Here is a 15985-nt window from a genome sequence, read left to right as displayed (position 1 = left end):
GCACTCCGATGACAGAACAACCTTCCGATCGCTGTTATCCCCAGATTTTGTTGATTCCCTTCTCCTAAGGGAAAAATCCGGGGATAAAGGCGAACACTTCGCTTCTTCAGGTTATTTCTGCCCTCTCCGTTATCGCGTAAATGTTGAGTTGAACATATATAACTAGTCCTTATACGGATCGAATTCGTTCCCTCCGGCCATCGCGACACCTACGGGGCGAAGGGTATGGTTGATTTTCAAGGTATGCGCATGCGCATTCAGCACGTCCTGCAGCTTTTTGTACACAAATGGACTTTCATCCGTTCCTGCACCCCGAAGCTCCACACCATAAGCACGAATCGCCGCTTGCATCTGTTCCTCGCTGATCTCGCCGCCCATGCGTGTACGCAGCTTATAATTCATTTTGCCAGCCGCCTGGGTTCGGCTCATAGTGCGCCCTGCACCATGTACGGTGCTGCGGAAAGACTCGGTATTCTCTTCGCTGTGGACTCCTTCCACAATCACTGAGATATCTCCCATGCTGCCTCCCACAAAACCGAGCTGGCCCGGTGCCAGCGGCGTTGCTCCTTTGCGGACCACCACCACTTCTTCGCTCATATGCTGTTCTTTCCAGGCAAAGTTATGATGGTTATGAACCGAATACTCTGCACTCGCCCCAAGAATGCCGAGCACCTGTTCAATCACATAATCGCGCCCTGCGTATGCATACCGGCCTGCCAAAGTCATTCCGTCCCAATACATATCACCCAGTTCACTCTTGAGATCAAACAGTGTTGGTGGTTGGTCCATCGATTCTCCCGGCGCTTTGCCACTGAATGCACGTCCGGCAGCCAGATTCAGAAACCCACTGGCGACCTTATGCCCAAATCCACGGCTGCCAAAGTGGTTTGCAATCCATACTTTACCCGTCGCCTCTTCCACAAAAATGTCGACAAAATGATTGCCACTGCCTACCGTCCCGAGTTGGTTGCGCGCGAGCGTCTTCAACTTGTGCTGTAGTCCAGGCTCAATGGAATCAAACAGCTTCCAGCTGGCATCGTCGAACAGCTCATGCTCCACAGGATTTGGATTGTTGCGTCCTACGCCGAAGGATATGGTTGCATTAATGTCATCCATAATCCCAGCAATCTGATCCCGTATATCATCCCACATCAGGTTAGTGCGCACAGCCTTGTTACCGCAGGCAATATCGTATCCAACCCCTGACGGACTGATCATGTTCCGGTAGGCAACGACGCCCCCGATGGGCTGTGAATATCCTTTGTGATGGTCTGCCATTAGAGCCACGCCCAGTACATCTCCATACTGCGAGCAAGTCACCGCCTGACTTACCGCATTCTCCAGCGGCTCCCCCCAGACTTTAATGTTATCTACGATACGCATGATCTGGTTAACCTCCTGTCTCATCAAAACACTTTGTATATTTTACCAGAAATCATGCCATATGGGCAGGAAATCAAATCCTAAGTGGATGTACATCTATTTGTCAGTTCGAGATTTATATGGCGGTAGATTTTAATTTTATTTTGCACTATCTAAAAAAATAGGTCTATGACCGTTTAGATCACAGACCAATCATTTTCCTTATTTAATTCCTATAACTTATCTCTTAGGAAGGATAATGTTCTATGCAATGGTTTTAATCTTTTATAATGATATTAATATTTCAATACAACTTGACATGTGAATAGATTATCGGTATGGTGTGAATTAGTTCACACTTCAAATAAAGGAGTATTCTATGCCCAAAAATTCTTTCTTTCGTTTAGATGAAGCAAGGCGCGAGGAAATATCTAATAGCGCTATGCATCTTTTTGTTGATAATCTTTACGAGGATATAACTATGAAGATGGTTTTGGATAGTTTGTCCATGCACCCCGGAACATTTTATCGGTATTTTGAAGACAAAGATGACCTTTATTGTCTCTTAGTACGTAATGTCACCCAGAAAAGAGCTGCGTATTTTAATAACAGTAATGAAGATTCCCTTTACCGGTTTTTCCTTACAGGTTTATTTGGTAACGTTAATGGCACTGTGACCGAGCCGCTGAATGAGTTGGAAATCAAACTCACTAAAACATTTTTATACATTCCTGAGAACGTTTTACTTAAAGTATATCTGAATGTGCTAAAGGGCGAGTCATTCCCTTTAATCAAGGACATTTTACGCCGAATGAGGGTTGATGGATATCTCCGACCTGATATTGACGACGACCTGATTTCTTTTATGTTTGAGTCAATGCAGTTTAATTTAGTCATGTTTTTTAGGGAATTCGATATTAAGGACTCTACGCTGCAACATAAGCTTAGCAAGTACTTTGCTGACTTTATGAGTCATGGGCTGCTTGAAGATCATAAATATTCTGAAATGGTTAGCGATATCAAGAAAGCCAGGGAGTAGATATGATTCACTGAAGATAGGATGTAATCGTTTCACCGTTTTGAAAAGTGCTCATAGCGCAGTGTATGTATTTCATATTCGTCACTTTTATTAATTAAGGGGGAACAAGAAAATGAAAACTTATGACGCATTTCCAGAACCAATTGGCGGCTATACTGTCGGTCGAACCCAGATGGATTTGGAGTACACGGCATCAGATCACTCCAAAAGAGAACTGACGGCGTTTGTGTACTATCCGTCCGACAGTAGCGAAGGTAAGACTACATCAACGTACATGTTTCCTGAGGTCTACGAGATGTTTAATGAGCAGCCACTTATCACTGCGTTGAAGGATGTTTTCTCTATAGATATCAAGACCCAGTGTTACGACGACCTTGCTCTCTCCGGGAAGGAAAAGCGCTATCCGGTGTTATTCTATGTTTGCGGCGGGGGCGGTTCTCCAGAATGGGGTACAGTGATCTGTACAGACTTGGCAAGCATGGGATATGTTGTGGTAAGCATCGGCCATCAGAATAGCACGATGTATAAGCGTAAAGATGGGCGCCTGTTTAATGTATCAAAGGATTTTTCGGATGTCATTATGGCGTTATCTGAAGATCCGGAGATGCTGGCGTTGGCTGGTAAGATGGAGATGCGGCCTGACGATGAAACTGCCATTGAGATGTGCCGTAACGTGCTTACACTGCCGATACTTGCCAAGGTAACAGAGTATAGTGAATTACAGGCAGAAGATGTAAGGTATGTAGCCGATTATCTTTACAAACTGGACTCTGGAGAACTGAATTCCATCTTTAAGGGCAGATTGTTGCTTGACATCGGCATGGGCATAGTCGGACATTCTTATGGAGGGCCTACGACGGCGATTGTTTGCCGGGACGACGACCGGTTCGCCTGCGGGATTGGCTTGGATAGCGGTGCGTTCGGCCTTCAGGGCAGCGACCTTAAGAAACCCTTCTTGCTTCTGTTTTGTGAACCTAACTATAATATGAATGCGATAATTGGCGCTAACAATAGCATGGAAACCTATTATTTCTCTGTTGATCGTGTTGCGCATTTAGATTACTGCGACATCGTGTTTACCAGTGTGAATGAGGAACTCAGAGGCGAACGGGATGCTATGGAGATGCGAAATCTTGTTACAGACTATACGAAGGACTTTTTTGATCATTACTTACTGCAGAAGGCTGCAAGTGTGGAAAGTCTGGCATACGATGGCGTGGACTTGATCAAGAAGACCAGCAACAAGTGACATAACCGAGAGGTTGCTGATAAACGCATGTTAGAGAGCTAGCCGTACAGACACAGAGCCGATAACCCTATTACACGGTTATCGGCTCTCTCATATTTCAGGCATTGTTTTCTATTTGAGATCATAAGCGGTGTTTTCACCGTTGAAAAACATACTTGAAGATGTTAGAAATTGGCTGGATTCTAGAACAGACATCGAGATTACAAACCTATCAACAGACTTAACCAAGAAAAAGAAGCTAAAATTATACACGCTTGGAAACAAACCAAATGAATTTATACTATTGAATCTAAAACATCTCATATCAACGTCATATAAGATCACACAGGGTTAATTCAATAAAGGGGACTTTAGTACAATAAGAGCTTGTATCTAAGTGATACAAGCTCTTGTCTATTTGTGTATTCTTACGCAAAATAAGTTTTAAAAATGGTGCAATATAAATTACAAATTGACAACATCTATTTTAGTTTAATTTTATCATATTGTATTTTATACTAAACAAAATGGCATATATATATTGTAAAAAGACTCAAATAGTATTATCATGAAGGGCATAGGGAATATTTCCCACATGTACACAAATCTTTATAAAGGAGAGGTCACTCATGAAATGGTTCAAAAAAAAATGGCAATCTGGATGAGCGTATCGTCAATCTGAAAAACAAGGTGTACAAGGAAGCTTACACTTTAATCATGTGCATCTGCGGCATCTCCATCATGATCAAAAGCTTTCTCAGTTGGGAAACTTACTCCATGCTGACGGAAGTGATCATCCTTCTCGCAGGAAGCATCTATTTCGGAGTTCGTTCCGTCATGCTGGGCATTTATTCGGATGAAGTTGAAGTCCATGACCAGACGAGCAAAATTTCTTATAGCCTGCGCAACATAATTACGGGCCTAATTATCGGTATTTCGATGGCCTTGTTCCTGGGCATAAGAAGTTCCGTTTTGTTTGCCGAGACTGCGCATGAGAAGTGGTGGTTTTTCTTCCTCGTATTTATTACTTCACTGCTGCTTTATATTCCGTTCTTTGCGGGATTCAATGTCATAGTTCATCACTTCGCAAATAAGGCGAGTCAAAAAGCCGCTCGTAAAGATCAGTGGGATTCTTAGAAAGGATACAAGGGTGAATAGGCATGAAAAATATACGATTAAAAGTCGCCCGGGTAGAAAAGGATCTATCGCAGGACGATCTGGCACGGATCGTTGGTGTTTCGAGGCAAACCATTGGTCTCATAGAACTGGGAAAGTATAACCCGTCCCTTAGCTTATGTATTGCCATATGCAAGGCGCTCTCAAGAACTCTGAATGACCTGTTCTGGGACGAAGAGCAGGCATAAGCCGGATGGTTCCAATACTAAATCATTTATTATCACGATGATGAGGAGGCAATATTTTGATTTATTTCAGGAAAAGAAAAACGGGTGCTGTACTTGCACTGACTACAGCCATACTGGCGAGTTCGCTCTATCCAACAGGGCATGCAGGTGCTGCTGCAGCATCCAACATGGAGACCATACAGGGTCAGGTCACCCAAGTGCAATCCGCAAAAACATCGGATGAGAAAATTGCGGAGTGGAACGAATGGGCCAAAGATCATGCGTATCGACTGGACAGCATACAGCCTGTGAAGACAGGTCATGAGCGCGATTCATTTTCAGATCTGAATATGCTGAAGCCTCTGCTGTATGACAAACGAATTGTATTTCTGGGTGAAAGCTCCCATGGGGTTGCCGAATTTAACCTGGCGAAGACCCGACTGATACAGTTTTTGCACCAGGAAATGGGATACAATGTTCTTGCCTTTGAAAGCGGTCTCTCCAACACATCGCTGGCTAATGCCACGATAGCACAGCAAAGTCCGGAGCAAACGATGAAAAACTCCATCTTCGGCGTCTGGTGGTCAAAGGAAATCACGCCCTTGTTCGATTATCTCAAAACAAACGCACAAACCGAACAGCCTCTGATCCTGACCGGTTTCGATATGCAGCTGCAATTCCCGTTGTTGGACGGCAACTGGCTGAAGGATAAAAAGCTCGCCAAGCGCCTTGCACAAACGGAAAAAAAGCTGTCCGAATTCTCCGCCGGAACAGACCTAAAGGCATACCATGCTGAGAAAAATGAGATCATCCAGGTATACAAAGATGTCCTTCAAATCCTGAAATCCGAAGCGAACCAGACTTATCTGCAAAAAAAATACCCGAATCAGCCGAAACTTTCCATGCTGCTGGAGCGAAGCCTCAATGATCGAATTCGTGTAGCGAGGGAATATGTCGATCTTTCGATCCGTTCAATGGCTGAAATAAATGAAGGCAAAATGGAGTCGTTTATTGATTCAATGGAGTGGCGCGATCAAGCGATGCATGACAATCTCATGTGGCTCACTACCGAAGTATATCCAAACGAAAAGTTCATCGTATGGGGACATAATGATCACATCCGCAAAGCGCAAAGCGAAGTGATGGGCTCACCCTATCCAATAGCCCTGATGGGAGAAAAACTTTCGAAGGAAATGAAGCAATCCAGTTATGTTCTTGGATTGTATGCATCCAGCGGCCAAACGGCTGATAATGCCGGCGGAGTTCATGCCGTTGAGCCAGCAGAACCTGGCTCTATTGAAGGAATTATGTCAGCGACCAATGCAAAGTACAGTTTCTTGGATCTTCGCTATCAGAGCAGAGAAACAGGTAATTCCTGGATGTTTGAACCGCGATTTGCATACAGCTGGGGCATATACCCTGAGAGTTTTGTCCCACGCGATCAGTATGACGGCATTTTAATGATTGATGATGTTCATCCACCGCAATATATCCGATCATCCTCTTCCGGCTCCAAAGAACAAACGAAAGAGTAAAAAAAGAGAGCCTTCGGCTCTTTTTTTACTCTTTATCACCCATTTTTTGAACATGAGAGTGCCTCCCTCTTATTCATTCCATTTTATAAGACTATGCCTTATTCGCCATGCTCCTTAAGTAATCCTTCCACTTGTGTAAGAACTTTTTATCTGCTCTGTTTCTTAGAGATGCTTCCGATAACCCTGAACCTTCTCATCCTTGAAACCCAGCTTCTCATAGAAAATATGAGCCTCCTTGCGCTGATCGCCAGACACCAGAATCATGTACTCACATCCAAGATCTCTCGCAATGTGCTCAATCTGAAGCATTAACTTTTGACCAATACCTTGCCTGCGCACTTGATCAGATACAATCACATTTTCCACGACCATAAAAGGCTTGCACTGACCCACCAGGTCCATACATTCAATACCCATAACCGAACCGGCCAGTTCCCCGTTGTAAAATGCACCGAGTACATGGTAGTGTCCATTTTGCTGGATATAGTGGAACATCTTCTGCATCTGAAGTTCATTGGTCGGTGTGCCCATCAACTCGTTGTATAGCTGGCTTAACGCGGGTAAATCTTCAAGTTCGATTGCTTTAATGGTAACCATGGTACCCCTCCTGATTTTTGTCCTATTCCATACTATCTTAAGTTAGATCCTTCTTAAAATAATAATGACTATGTCCCGTCGGTGCATTCTCAATCGTTGTGATCAATTGATAGCCATGCTTCTTGTAAAATTCAGGTGCCTGATACGAGAATGTGTTCAATTGGATGAAATCACAGGATTTCTCGCGCGCAAGGCGTTCAACCTCACGTAGCAACTGGGAACCATAACCTTGTTGCCGCTGCTCTGCATCTACCCAAAGAATATCAACCTCCAGCCAGTTCCAGCAAAGTGTACTGAGCACACCTGCAACAATCTCACCGACCTCATTTTTGATATTGAAATTCAATTCTTCGTAACGATGCCTTAATTCCTCACTCACATGCGCAGCATTAAATGCAATGAGTTGCTGGCGAACATATTCTGAATCCTCTGAAGTACTTGGATTGATATTTATTTGGGACACCCTCTTCTCCTCCTTCTCGTTATTAAATTCAATGTAGGTTCTTTATTTCAGTAGTCTATAATTCACTAAGATATAGTTCAATCCAGATAACAGCGTAACTCCTGCCGCCAGCCATAATAAAATCACATCAACCCGCACATCCGTCAGCAAACTGAACGGAATATTATTCAATAATACAGCGATGATGGCTGCCACCTGCAGCACCATTTTGATCTTGCCATATCGATCAGCAGCCAGGGCAATTCCCTGTTCAGTAGCAATCATACGCAGGGCCGTGATGACAATTTCACGTCCAATGATGATCACAGCAATCCATGAACCGATCAGATCCTCCTGAACCATCATAATCAGTGCAACCGAAATCAATAGTTTATCTGCCAATGGATCAAGCAATTTCCCCAGATTGGTGATCTGATTATATTTTCTCGCCACATACCCATCCAGCTTATCCGTACCTGCAGCCAGGGCAAAAATAATAACTCCAATCACCAGACCATGCTGATCCAGAAAACGAATAAGTTCACTCGACTCCTGTATCCATGACGGCAACGGGATGAAGCACAACATAAACAAAGGAATCAATGCCATTCTCGCCAGGGTAATTTTGTTAGCCAGGTTCATGGAAAACCTCCCTCTACTTCACTCCAGTATGTTGTGATTTCTCCACCCTTGCACCATCCTCCTTTTTTCCACAAAAAAGAAAGGGTAGACTGTATATCATACAGTTGCCCCTTCTTCGGAATTCTTTAATGTATTCCTCTGTTGCTCATCCTCTGATCTACAATGATTCCTTGATCACTCGTTTGTAATACCATATGGACAACAGGCCGAAGATTGAATACAACAAAGTATAAACAATCATGACGATTACAGTAGGTGTTGCAAGTTCTGTACCGAAGAAGAACCAGCCTGATTTCACAGCAAAATAACTATGGCTCAGTCCCACGACAAGTGGAATTCCGAAATTAAACAACTGCTTGAACTGAATCCCACGTAGCAGATTGCCTTGAGTAAATCCAAGTTTTCGCAGAATCGTATAGTTCGATTTCTCTTCTTCGCTCTCATTCATTTGTTTGAAATAGAGGATACACCCGGATGTAATCAAGAAGGTCAGTCCCAGGAAACCAACAATGAACATGATTAGGCCCATACTGGTACGTTGATTATTTCTGAATTCAATCTGGGAGAAACTCGGGGCCTCTAATTGCAATTCTGCAAAAATGGCATACGCATTCTCGTCTTGCCCTGGATCTGTAATGTGCACACCGTAATAATCGGTCGGTTCCCCTTCCTGAAGTTTCGGATCAAGATCCTGCGCGAGCTCCGCATAAACCGATTCATCCACAACCGCTACAGGCGTTCCTTTGGTGTAATACACAGGAAGCACGCCCTGTTTGAGGGTTCCAATCAATTGCTGGTCAATCGTTTTCTTCAACCCGTGAAGAACAATGGGGCCTTCATCCTTAATAGAAAAGAATTGCTGAATCACATTGCCATATCCCATGAAAATGACTTCGCCTGGTTTCAGATCAATGTTATCGACCATGCTGTCACTTACTACACTGCTGAACAACAGCTCCTCCATTGTGGAGTCATTCATCACCTTATTTGCATCAATTTCAATATATAAAGGTTGTCTGTGCTTTTCTTCGTATTGAATCTGTTTGTTATCCAACTCGGCTACAAAACGATTTTTCACGTTAGCCTGTGCAAATGAAAAATCTTCTGGCAGACTTTCCTTGGCTTGCGCCTCTGCCGAATAGTAGGAAATGTAACTGAGCGACAACATACCTATGGCGAGTGCCGATACGGTAGTAATAATGGTCAGCAGCAAGGCATTCGACTTCATGCGAAACATGATGGAGGATAACGACAATACCTCATTAATGGAGAGATAGCCTTTTTTACTTTTGCGAATCAGATTAAAGAGAAAACTGACGGAACCTTTATAGAATAGATATGTCCCCAAAATAACCGAGAACAAAATCAAAATCATTGTGTACATTAACTGCTGCATATCCAATTTCTCGACGCTGAACAGCCGTGCAGACAGTATGTAACCGAACACGATCAGAGCAATACCCAAGATGCCCATCAGAATCTGCCCCACAGATAACTTCTTTACCTGCTGTTCTGTTGTAGAAGACACCCGAAAGAGTGATAGAATACTCTGGGCTCGGATAAACGTGTAATTCATCAACATGATGAGCAAATACATGACGGCAAAGACAATCAGTGTTTGCACTAGCGCCATCGGTGAGAAGTATAGCTTCGTGATCACATCAACGCCAATAATTTTGAACAAAATCATCAATATCAGCTTGGAACCCAGAAACCCGATTAGAATACCGATTACCATGGAACCAAAGTAGAGAATGCAATTTTCCGCACTCAAGATACCAAATATTCTCCCCTTCGTCAGTCCGATCAGCTGAAACAAACCGATCTCCTTACTGCGTCGCTTGATAAAGATTGTATTGGCATAGAGCAGGAAAATGCCCACAATGACAATCAGTAACACGGAGGATGCGCCGATCGCAGCCGCTCCTTTCGTTGATTCAGCAACCTCATCCATGGAGGGATCATACTGTAGTGTCACAAAGGAAAAATACAGCGCCACACTAAAGATCAGGGCGAAGACGTAAAGATAATAATTCTTCAGGTTTTTCCTCAGATTGCGAAAAATGATGTAGTTCAGACTCATGGCTGCACACCACCCAATACGCCCTGAGTTTTGATAATATCGTTGAAGAAGGATTGCCGGGACTCGTCTCCTTTATTTAATTGAGTGTAGATCTGACCGTCCCGAATGAAAATCACCCTGCTGCAATAACTCGCGGCAAACGGATCATGGGTGACCATAATAATGGTGGCCTGATGTTTGCTGTTCATATCACTTAATTTGCCAAGCAGATCCGAAGCCGATTTGGAATCGAGCGCACCTGTCGGCTCGTCAGCGAAAATAATGCTTGGATCATGCACAAACGCACGCGCGGCCGAAGTCCGCTGCTTCTGTCCACCCGAAATCTCGGACGGATATTTGTCTTTCAGCTCATATATGCCCAGTTCACGGGCAATTTGTTCGAACTTCAGGTGTGCCTCATGCTTCGGCATACTCGTAATCGAGAGCGGCAGCATTACATTTTCTTTCACTGTGAGGGTATCCAGCAGATTATAATCCTGAAAAATAAAGCCGAGATGAAATTTGCGGAATTCAGCAAGCTGTTTCTCCTTCATGCCGGTGAACTCCTGGCCCTCAATATCAATCGTGCCCTGACTTACCCGATCGATCGAAGAAAGAACATTCAACAGCGTCGTTTTCCCCGAACCTGAGGGCCCCATAATACCAACAAATTCGCCTTTACTTACCCCGAGATCAATCCCCTTGAGGACTTCCTGTTTATTTAATCTGTTGCCATAGACTTTATGAATTTTTTTGGCTTCCAGTATCCACATATCCCACTCACTCCTCTTTGGTATATCTCCATCATAGGCGGGATGTTCCAATTTATCGTGCGATTCACCGAACAAAACCAAAAAGCATGTGACAATGTTGTCACACGCCTGCAAGGTGGATCATGTCATTTTTTCGCGGGAAGGTTAGCTTGACGCTAGTCCCCTCTCCGGGAGCAGACTGTACCTTAATGTCTATATGAAGTGCTTGTGCCACTTGTCGGGTCAAATACAAGCCCATTCCCGTTGCCGTTCCTTCCAGTCTGCCCTGAGTTGAAGTGAAGCCTTTATCAAAGATACGCGGTAAATCCTGCGCCTCGATCCCTCGTCCATAATCCTGAATGGTCAGTATGATGTGCCCATCCTGTTCCTTGCTTTCAATGACAATGTCAGAGGAATGACTGTATTTCACCGCATTGCTAAGCAGCTGCCGTATGATAAAACCTAACCATTTGCTGTCGGTCAGCACCTTTGTCACATCTAATGACACGTCGAAGCCAATCCGTTTGGATATACACCATGACTTCAAAGCTCTAATCTCGCCGTTCAAAATCGGTTCAAGCTCTGTTTCTTCCACAAACAAATCATTATGCATAAATGGAATACGCTTCTGGTGAAGCTGCTGATCGAGCAGTTGGTGAATTCGCAGCCATTCATACGTCATCTGACCCTGCAGCTTGTCATCCGGCATTCGCTCAATCATTAATTGCAGCGCGGTTAAGGGCGTCTTCACCTCATGAATCCAGGACAGCATCTCATCCTTTTCTTGCTCCAGCAAAATAAAATGAGCTGTGGACTCCTTCCGATAACGTTCGGTCTGGGAAGTCACGGCATCGTGCACAATCCGTTCATAAGGGCTTTCAGCGATATCCAAATCCCCTGGATCATAGGTATGATCCCAGGCAGTTAATCTTTTGTAGAAACGAGTCTCTCTTGGATATCTCGCCCAGATAAAAACGATGCATACCACCACATTCAGCACGACGATATATGAAACAGATCGGAATGGAATGGACGTGTCGATATAGGCTACAAATAAAAAGATGAGCTGGATGCTTATAAGTAACACTAGCCAGCTGAGCTTTTCCCGTATGTATTTGCCAATCATACTTCCGCCTCTTCTGTTGCCATATAGCCCTGACCTACTTTCGTTTCGATATAGCCATCGAGTTCTAGCGGCTCTAGCTTCTTGCGAAGGCGATTGACGTTGACCGTCAGCGTGTTATCACTCACAAAATGTTCATGATCCCATAAGCTGCGAATCAGGTCTTCCCGGGTCACAATCTGATTTTTGTGCTCAACCAGCACTTTGAGAATGAACATTTCATTTTTGGTCAAAAGGACAGATTCATTGTCATGGGTAAGGGTATTTTTCACATATTCAATGGTAGCCCCACGCCATGTGCGCAGCTCAATCCGCTCTGTATTGTAGTTATATACCCTACGCAGGACCGCCTGGATCTTGGCAATCAGCACATCGAAATGGAAGGGCTTCTGGATAAAATCATCTGCGCCCAAATGCATTGACATGACCATATCCGTAGGATGATCCCGTGAGGATAAAAAGATAATCGGCACATTGGAATGGGCTCGGATCATGCGACACCAATGAAATCCGTCATACTGGGGAAGCTGAATATCAATAATCACCAGCTGTGGTTGAATGGCACTGTATTCCTGCATCACTTTGCCAAAATCCTGCACGCCATACACGTCATATGACCACTGGGATAACCGTTCTTTGATTTCACTGAATAACGATTCATCGTCTTCAATGAGCATAATTTTAAACATATCTCTTCACCACGTTTCTGTTCTTCTTGGGCATTGCCCGAAGCATATTGTTTGACAATCTACGGGGGGGACCATTCCAGATACGGATCGTTCTTCCGATCGCAGTTGTCCCCAAATTTCCTTTATTAAATTTATTAAATGTAGAAATTAGGTGACAAAGGCGAACGCTACCGCTTCTTCAGAATCGATTCCGTCTCTTCCACTCCTGCCGCTATTAATAGAACAATACAAATTGTCGAGGCAAAGTAAAATCCATAATCTCTTACCAATTTAGATGAATCTAAACGTTTATAACTGTTAATCTGTTATCCCTCCATGGTGTGTAGAACCTTGCTTGGATCACTGATTTCTTCCATCCGTTCGATCAATTGCTTTGCGACATCTTGTGGCGATCTTAATTGGCCTGCTTCATAGACCTGACCGAATACCTCAGACAGTGCAAATTCCTCTGCACTTTTGCCTCTTGCCACAGCCTGTAGCTCAGTATCTACCATCCCTGGATCGAATGCAATCACTTCAACGGGATTGGGTTGCCCGGATTGTTCCATCGCTACGCACTGGGTGAACATGTTTATTCCAGCTTTGGAGGCACAGTAAGATGCCATTGAAGGTGCCGGATAACTGCCTGACCCGGACGATACATTGACTATTTTTCTGCGTGTGGTCAGGTGATTGGTATGTTGTATAAAAGATGAAGTCAGAATCATAGGCGCTGCCAAACTGATGTTCAGATTAAGACTGATCTCCTCTGCACTGCACCGATCTATCGATTTCAACGGTTCCAGCATCGCTGCATTGTTTATGAGCCCAATGAATTCAGCCTCTTGCAAAGGTATCTGTTTCAAAATGTGTGAGACAAGCTCATCGATACCACTAAGGTCACCAAGATCATACTGAAAATGCTTGTAGCGATCAGTCGCTTCCTTCATGTCAGCCGTTCCGCGTGCAATGCCGTAGACGTAATCTCCCTTTTCCACTAACAACTTTGCGAGTTGCTTACCGATCCCCTTGGACGTACCTGTAATGATAAAGTGTCTGTTTCCCATGTACTTTAACACCCTTTCTGTTACGCATTTTGGTTAGGAACGTCTTATTATGGATGGATTGGTTTTCTCCACAACGTCACCCATAGGATGGGCAAGCCAAAACACATATCATCCTGGCCCTTCATCTTCATCGGACGCAGCTCCACGCATTCAAAAGGATCTTCAAGCAAATAGCGAAGCTTTTCCTCCGTAAAAGCCAGACCGCCTTTCATCGACTTCTCACGGTATACTTCCCAATCGTCCATAATGCTCTCCGGTCCACCTTGACCGCCAAATCCTGGAGCAAAGCAGGTCATCCCAAAATACCCTCCAGGTTTGAGTGCGTTGTGAATCATCTGTATGTAGGGAATTCGCTGATGTGGTAGCAGATGGTGAAGACAGCCCGAATCATAGACGAGATCGTACTCCTCCTGTGGCGCGAGTTCAAACACCGACTTGCATTCGAAATTCACTTCAAGCTTTTCTTCCGCTGCTCTTTCCTTGGCCCATGCAATCGCTTGCTCCGAGAGATCATAAGCATCTACCTTATAACCCTGACGTGTTAGATATAATGCATTTCTTCCCGGGCCACAACCGAGCTCCAATGCTTTGCCCCCAGATAATATTCCTGAGTTCACATGCGCTACCAAATTTTCATCCGGTTTGTTTGGAAAAAAGGGGATTGGTCGCTCCCGATCCTCGTAGAAAGGTTCCCAAAATTGCTTCGCTGATCTGAATTCTGCGTCAAGCATGTCATATAGATCCTGGACATTTTTAATTGTCTTCTCCATAAACACATTCCTCCTCGAATTCATACAAAATATCCTGCACATTCCCTCTTATGTATCGATCTCTTCCCCTTTAAATCGCCCGCTTCATCACGGTTTCTAAGCTAAATCAACTACCCTCTATTATAACATTCCCACCCAATTTAACTCTATTTTTCTTGTAAGATTCGAGCCGAAAATAGTCTGATTATATGTTAAAAAACGCTGTTTAGAAGAAAGTAATTCCCTGTCCTCTCAACAGCGTTATAATCCTTTTTATTCAGGATTCGATCAGCTTAACTTCTTCGTTAGATACAGCACCACATCGTCATCGATAATCGTTTCATCGCCCCACTTTAGATAACGGCCATGCTTGTGAATGCCCTGTCCATCTGGTATATATCCACGACGGGCATACAGAATTTGAGCTTTGCCATAATCGGAGAACACCCCGACACCAATTCCGGCAGTTTCGGTTCGCTCATGAATGACTTCTTCTGCCCGGTCCATCAAACGTGATCCAATTCCCTGACGCTGATACTTGATCAGCACATTGAAATCATTAATTTCCGGAATACCCTGTTCCCTGAACGAAGGGTAATACGAATTCCACAATACATTCGCGTAACCGGCAAAAGCTCCATCCAATTCCGCTATTAAAGTCACCCGCTCACCATTCTGCTGTTCTGCAAGATATTGAATGTACTGCTCCGCCGATTTCGCCCAACCCTGTTCCTGAAACGCCTGCGAAATTAAGACCGGATCGCTCTCATCCAAAAGTCTGATATGTATATTCATCGATGTAATCTCCTTAATAAGTTATTTATTTCACCACTAGATTCCCAATCTGCTTCTAAGCGAGGTAATATGGGCAACGTGGTGTCTGCCATGCCATGCATATACGCCCAAATTGCAGTCCAGTCTGGTCGTTTCTTTGGAAGCGGGATGATAAAAGGTTTTGGCATAGTCTACATCTGTTAATGTGTTCAGTAGCGCTACCCAACGTCGATGCAGCGCATCCAGGATTTGCAGAGAAAACTCGACATCAAGTTCTCGTGAATCACTCAGTTCAGCCCATCGTTCCTCGTAATATGGTCTTATCGTGGGGTTATCCTCCGTCAGTGCGAGCTTGAAACGAACCATGCTATTCATATGGCTATCTGCCATATGGTGAATGACCTGTTTGAGCATCCAGCCACCTTCCCGGTAGGGTAACCTCAATTGTTCTTCACTCAATCCTTTGACCGCTTCGCGGGCGCGCTCCGGCAACTCCGCAATATCTTGAATCCACTGCTTCCGCTGCTCTGATGTAACCTCGCCTGTATGTTCAAATGTTCCAATCGGGTACCTCAAATCCATCAATCATTCCTCCTTGGTTA

The 15985-nt window shown here is 44.2% G+C and carries 17 protein-coding genes; 5 read left to right on the top strand and 12 right to left on the bottom strand.

From position 1 onward, the window contains the following. Positions 1-162 precede the first annotated feature (162 nt). Positions 163-1383: an RtcB family protein gene (locus tag ACDJ58_RS07130; RefSeq protein WP_413376694.1), complete on the bottom strand. Its 1221-nt coding sequence runs from the start codon at positions 1381-1383 to the stop codon at positions 163-165. Positions 1384-1741: 358 nt separating this feature from the next. Here ACDJ58_RS07130 and ACDJ58_RS07125 point away from each other — a divergent pair, with 358 nt between their 5' ends. From ACDJ58_RS07125 to ACDJ58_RS07105, 5 genes are all read left to right on the top strand, one after another. Next, complete coding sequence (locus tag ACDJ58_RS07125) at positions 1742-2401, top strand: TetR/AcrR family transcriptional regulator (RefSeq protein WP_413376692.1); 660 nt, start codon at positions 1742-1744, stop codon at positions 2399-2401. 112 nt (positions 2402-2513) lie between these two features. Next, positions 2514-3650, top strand: a complete 1137-nt coding sequence (locus ACDJ58_RS07120) for a choline esterase (protein ID WP_413376690.1) — start codon at positions 2514-2516, stop codon at positions 3648-3650. A gap of 669 nt (positions 3651-4319) precedes the next feature. Next, positions 4320-4766 carry a DUF6773 family protein gene (locus ACDJ58_RS07115; RefSeq protein WP_413376688.1) on the top strand — a complete coding sequence of 149 codons (447 nt, stop codon included), beginning with the start codon at positions 4320-4322 and terminating at the stop codon, positions 4764-4766. 23 nt (positions 4767-4789) lie between these two features. After that, on the top strand, positions 4790-4993 hold the full coding sequence (locus ACDJ58_RS07110) for a helix-turn-helix transcriptional regulator (protein ID WP_413376686.1): 204 nt from the start codon (positions 4790-4792) through the stop codon (positions 4991-4993). Between the two features lie 56 nt (positions 4994-5049). Beyond that, a complete protein-coding gene (locus tag ACDJ58_RS07105; protein WP_413376684.1) occupies positions 5050-6507 on the top strand; it encodes an erythromycin esterase family protein in 1458 nt (485 codons plus the stop codon). 162 nt (positions 6508-6669) lie between these two features. On the opposite strand, the gene ACDJ58_RS07100 is transcribed toward ACDJ58_RS07105, so the two are convergent. From ACDJ58_RS07100 to ACDJ58_RS07050, 11 genes are all read right to left on the bottom strand, one after another. Then, positions 6670-7104, bottom strand: coding sequence for an N-acetyltransferase family protein (locus ACDJ58_RS07100; RefSeq protein ID WP_413376682.1), 435 nt, complete (start codon positions 7102-7104; stop codon positions 6670-6672). Between the two features lie 37 nt (positions 7105-7141). Beyond that, on the bottom strand, positions 7142-7567 hold the full coding sequence (locus ACDJ58_RS07095) for a GNAT family N-acetyltransferase (RefSeq protein ID WP_413376680.1): 426 nt from the start codon (positions 7565-7567) through the stop codon (positions 7142-7144). A gap of 42 nt (positions 7568-7609) precedes the next feature. Continuing rightward, a complete protein-coding gene (pgsA, locus tag ACDJ58_RS07090) occupies positions 7610-8188 on the bottom strand; it encodes a CDP-diacylglycerol--glycerol-3-phosphate 3-phosphatidyltransferase (protein ID WP_413376678.1) in 579 nt (192 codons plus the stop codon). A gap of 157 nt (positions 8189-8345) precedes the next feature. Then, positions 8346-10271 (bottom strand): FtsX-like permease family protein, encoded by a 1926-nt coding sequence (locus ACDJ58_RS07085; protein WP_413376676.1) that lies wholly within the window; start codon positions 10269-10271, stop codon positions 8346-8348. Further along, positions 10268-11023, bottom strand: a complete 756-nt coding sequence (locus ACDJ58_RS07080) for an ABC transporter ATP-binding protein (protein ID WP_413376674.1) — start codon at positions 11021-11023, stop codon at positions 10268-10270. The genes ACDJ58_RS07085 and ACDJ58_RS07080 overlap by 4 nt, the downstream gene beginning before the upstream one ends. A gap of 100 nt (positions 11024-11123) precedes the next feature. After that, positions 11124-12128, bottom strand: a complete 1005-nt coding sequence (locus ACDJ58_RS07075; protein ID WP_413376672.1) for a sensor histidine kinase — start codon at positions 12126-12128, stop codon at positions 11124-11126. Further along, complete coding sequence (locus ACDJ58_RS07070; protein ID WP_413376670.1) at positions 12125-12814, bottom strand: response regulator transcription factor; 690 nt, start codon at positions 12812-12814, stop codon at positions 12125-12127. The genes ACDJ58_RS07075 and ACDJ58_RS07070 overlap by 4 nt, the downstream gene beginning before the upstream one ends. Before the next feature lie 305 nt (positions 12815-13119). After that, positions 13120-13860, bottom strand: a complete 741-nt coding sequence (locus tag ACDJ58_RS07065) for an SDR family NAD(P)-dependent oxidoreductase (protein WP_413376668.1) — start codon at positions 13858-13860, stop codon at positions 13120-13122. 47 nt (positions 13861-13907) lie between these two features. After that, positions 13908-14630 (bottom strand): class I SAM-dependent methyltransferase, encoded by a 723-nt coding sequence (locus ACDJ58_RS07060; RefSeq protein ID WP_413376666.1) that lies wholly within the window; start codon positions 14628-14630, stop codon positions 13908-13910. 267 nt (positions 14631-14897) lie between these two features. Then, a complete protein-coding gene (locus ACDJ58_RS07055) occupies positions 14898-15404 on the bottom strand; it encodes a GNAT family N-acetyltransferase (protein ID WP_413376665.1) in 507 nt (168 codons plus the stop codon). A gap of 36 nt (positions 15405-15440) precedes the next feature. After that, positions 15441-15965 (bottom strand): YfiT family bacillithiol transferase, encoded by a 525-nt coding sequence (locus tag ACDJ58_RS07050; RefSeq protein ID WP_413376663.1) that lies wholly within the window; start codon positions 15963-15965, stop codon positions 15441-15443. Between the last annotated feature and the right edge of the window lie 20 nt (positions 15966-15985).

The sequence above is a fragment of the Paenibacillus taichungensis genome, assembly GCF_047302525.1.
GTDB classification, from domain to species: Bacteria; Bacillota; Bacilli; order Paenibacillales; family Paenibacillaceae; genus Paenibacillus; species Paenibacillus taichungensis_B.
The sequence above is the reverse complement of the archived record's forward strand: the minus strand, read 5'-3'. Positions and strand labels throughout refer to the sequence as shown.

Coding starts and splice junctions, on each gene's coding strand:
- ACDJ58_RS07130 (WP_413376694.1), bottom strand. CDS start 1,383: ATGCGTATCGTAGATAACATTAAAGTCTGGGGGGAGCCGCTGGAGAAT.
- ACDJ58_RS07125 (WP_413376692.1), top strand. CDS start 1,742: ATGCCCAAAAATTCTTTCTTTCGTTTAGATGAAGCAAGGCGCGAGGAA.
- ACDJ58_RS07120 (WP_413376690.1), top strand. CDS start 2,514: ATGAAAACTTATGACGCATTTCCAGAACCAATTGGCGGCTATACTGTC.
- ACDJ58_RS07110 (WP_413376686.1), top strand. CDS start 4,790: ATGAAAAATATACGATTAAAAGTCGCCCGGGTAGAAAAGGATCTATCG.
- ACDJ58_RS07100 (WP_413376682.1), bottom strand. CDS start 7,104: ATGGTTACCATTAAAGCAATCGAACTTGAAGATTTACCCGCGTTAAGC.
- pgsA (WP_413376678.1), bottom strand. CDS start 8,188: ATGAACCTGGCTAACAAAATTACCCTGGCGAGAATGGCATTGATTCCT.
- ACDJ58_RS07085 (WP_413376676.1), bottom strand. CDS start 10,271: ATGAGTCTGAACTACATCATTTTTCGCAATCTGAGGAAAAACCTGAAG.
- ACDJ58_RS07080 (WP_413376674.1), bottom strand. CDS start 11,023: ATGTGGATACTGGAAGCCAAAAAAATTCATAAAGTCTATGGCAACAGA.
- ACDJ58_RS07075 (WP_413376672.1), bottom strand. CDS start 12,128: ATGATTGGCAAATACATACGGGAAAAGCTCAGCTGGCTAGTGTTACTT.
- ACDJ58_RS07070 (WP_413376670.1), bottom strand. CDS start 12,814: ATGTTTAAAATTATGCTCATTGAAGACGATGAATCGTTATTCAGTGAA.
- ACDJ58_RS07065 (WP_413376668.1), bottom strand. CDS start 13,860: ATGGGAAACAGACACTTTATCATTACAGGTACGTCCAAGGGGATCGGT.
- ACDJ58_RS07060 (WP_413376666.1), bottom strand. CDS start 14,630: ATGGAGAAGACAATTAAAAATGTCCAGGATCTATATGACATGCTTGAC.
- ACDJ58_RS07055 (WP_413376665.1), bottom strand. CDS start 15,404: ATGAATATACATATCAGACTTTTGGATGAGAGCGATCCGGTCTTAATT.
- ACDJ58_RS07050 (WP_413376663.1), bottom strand. CDS start 15,965: ATGGATTTGAGGTACCCGATTGGAACATTTGAACATACAGGCGAGGTT.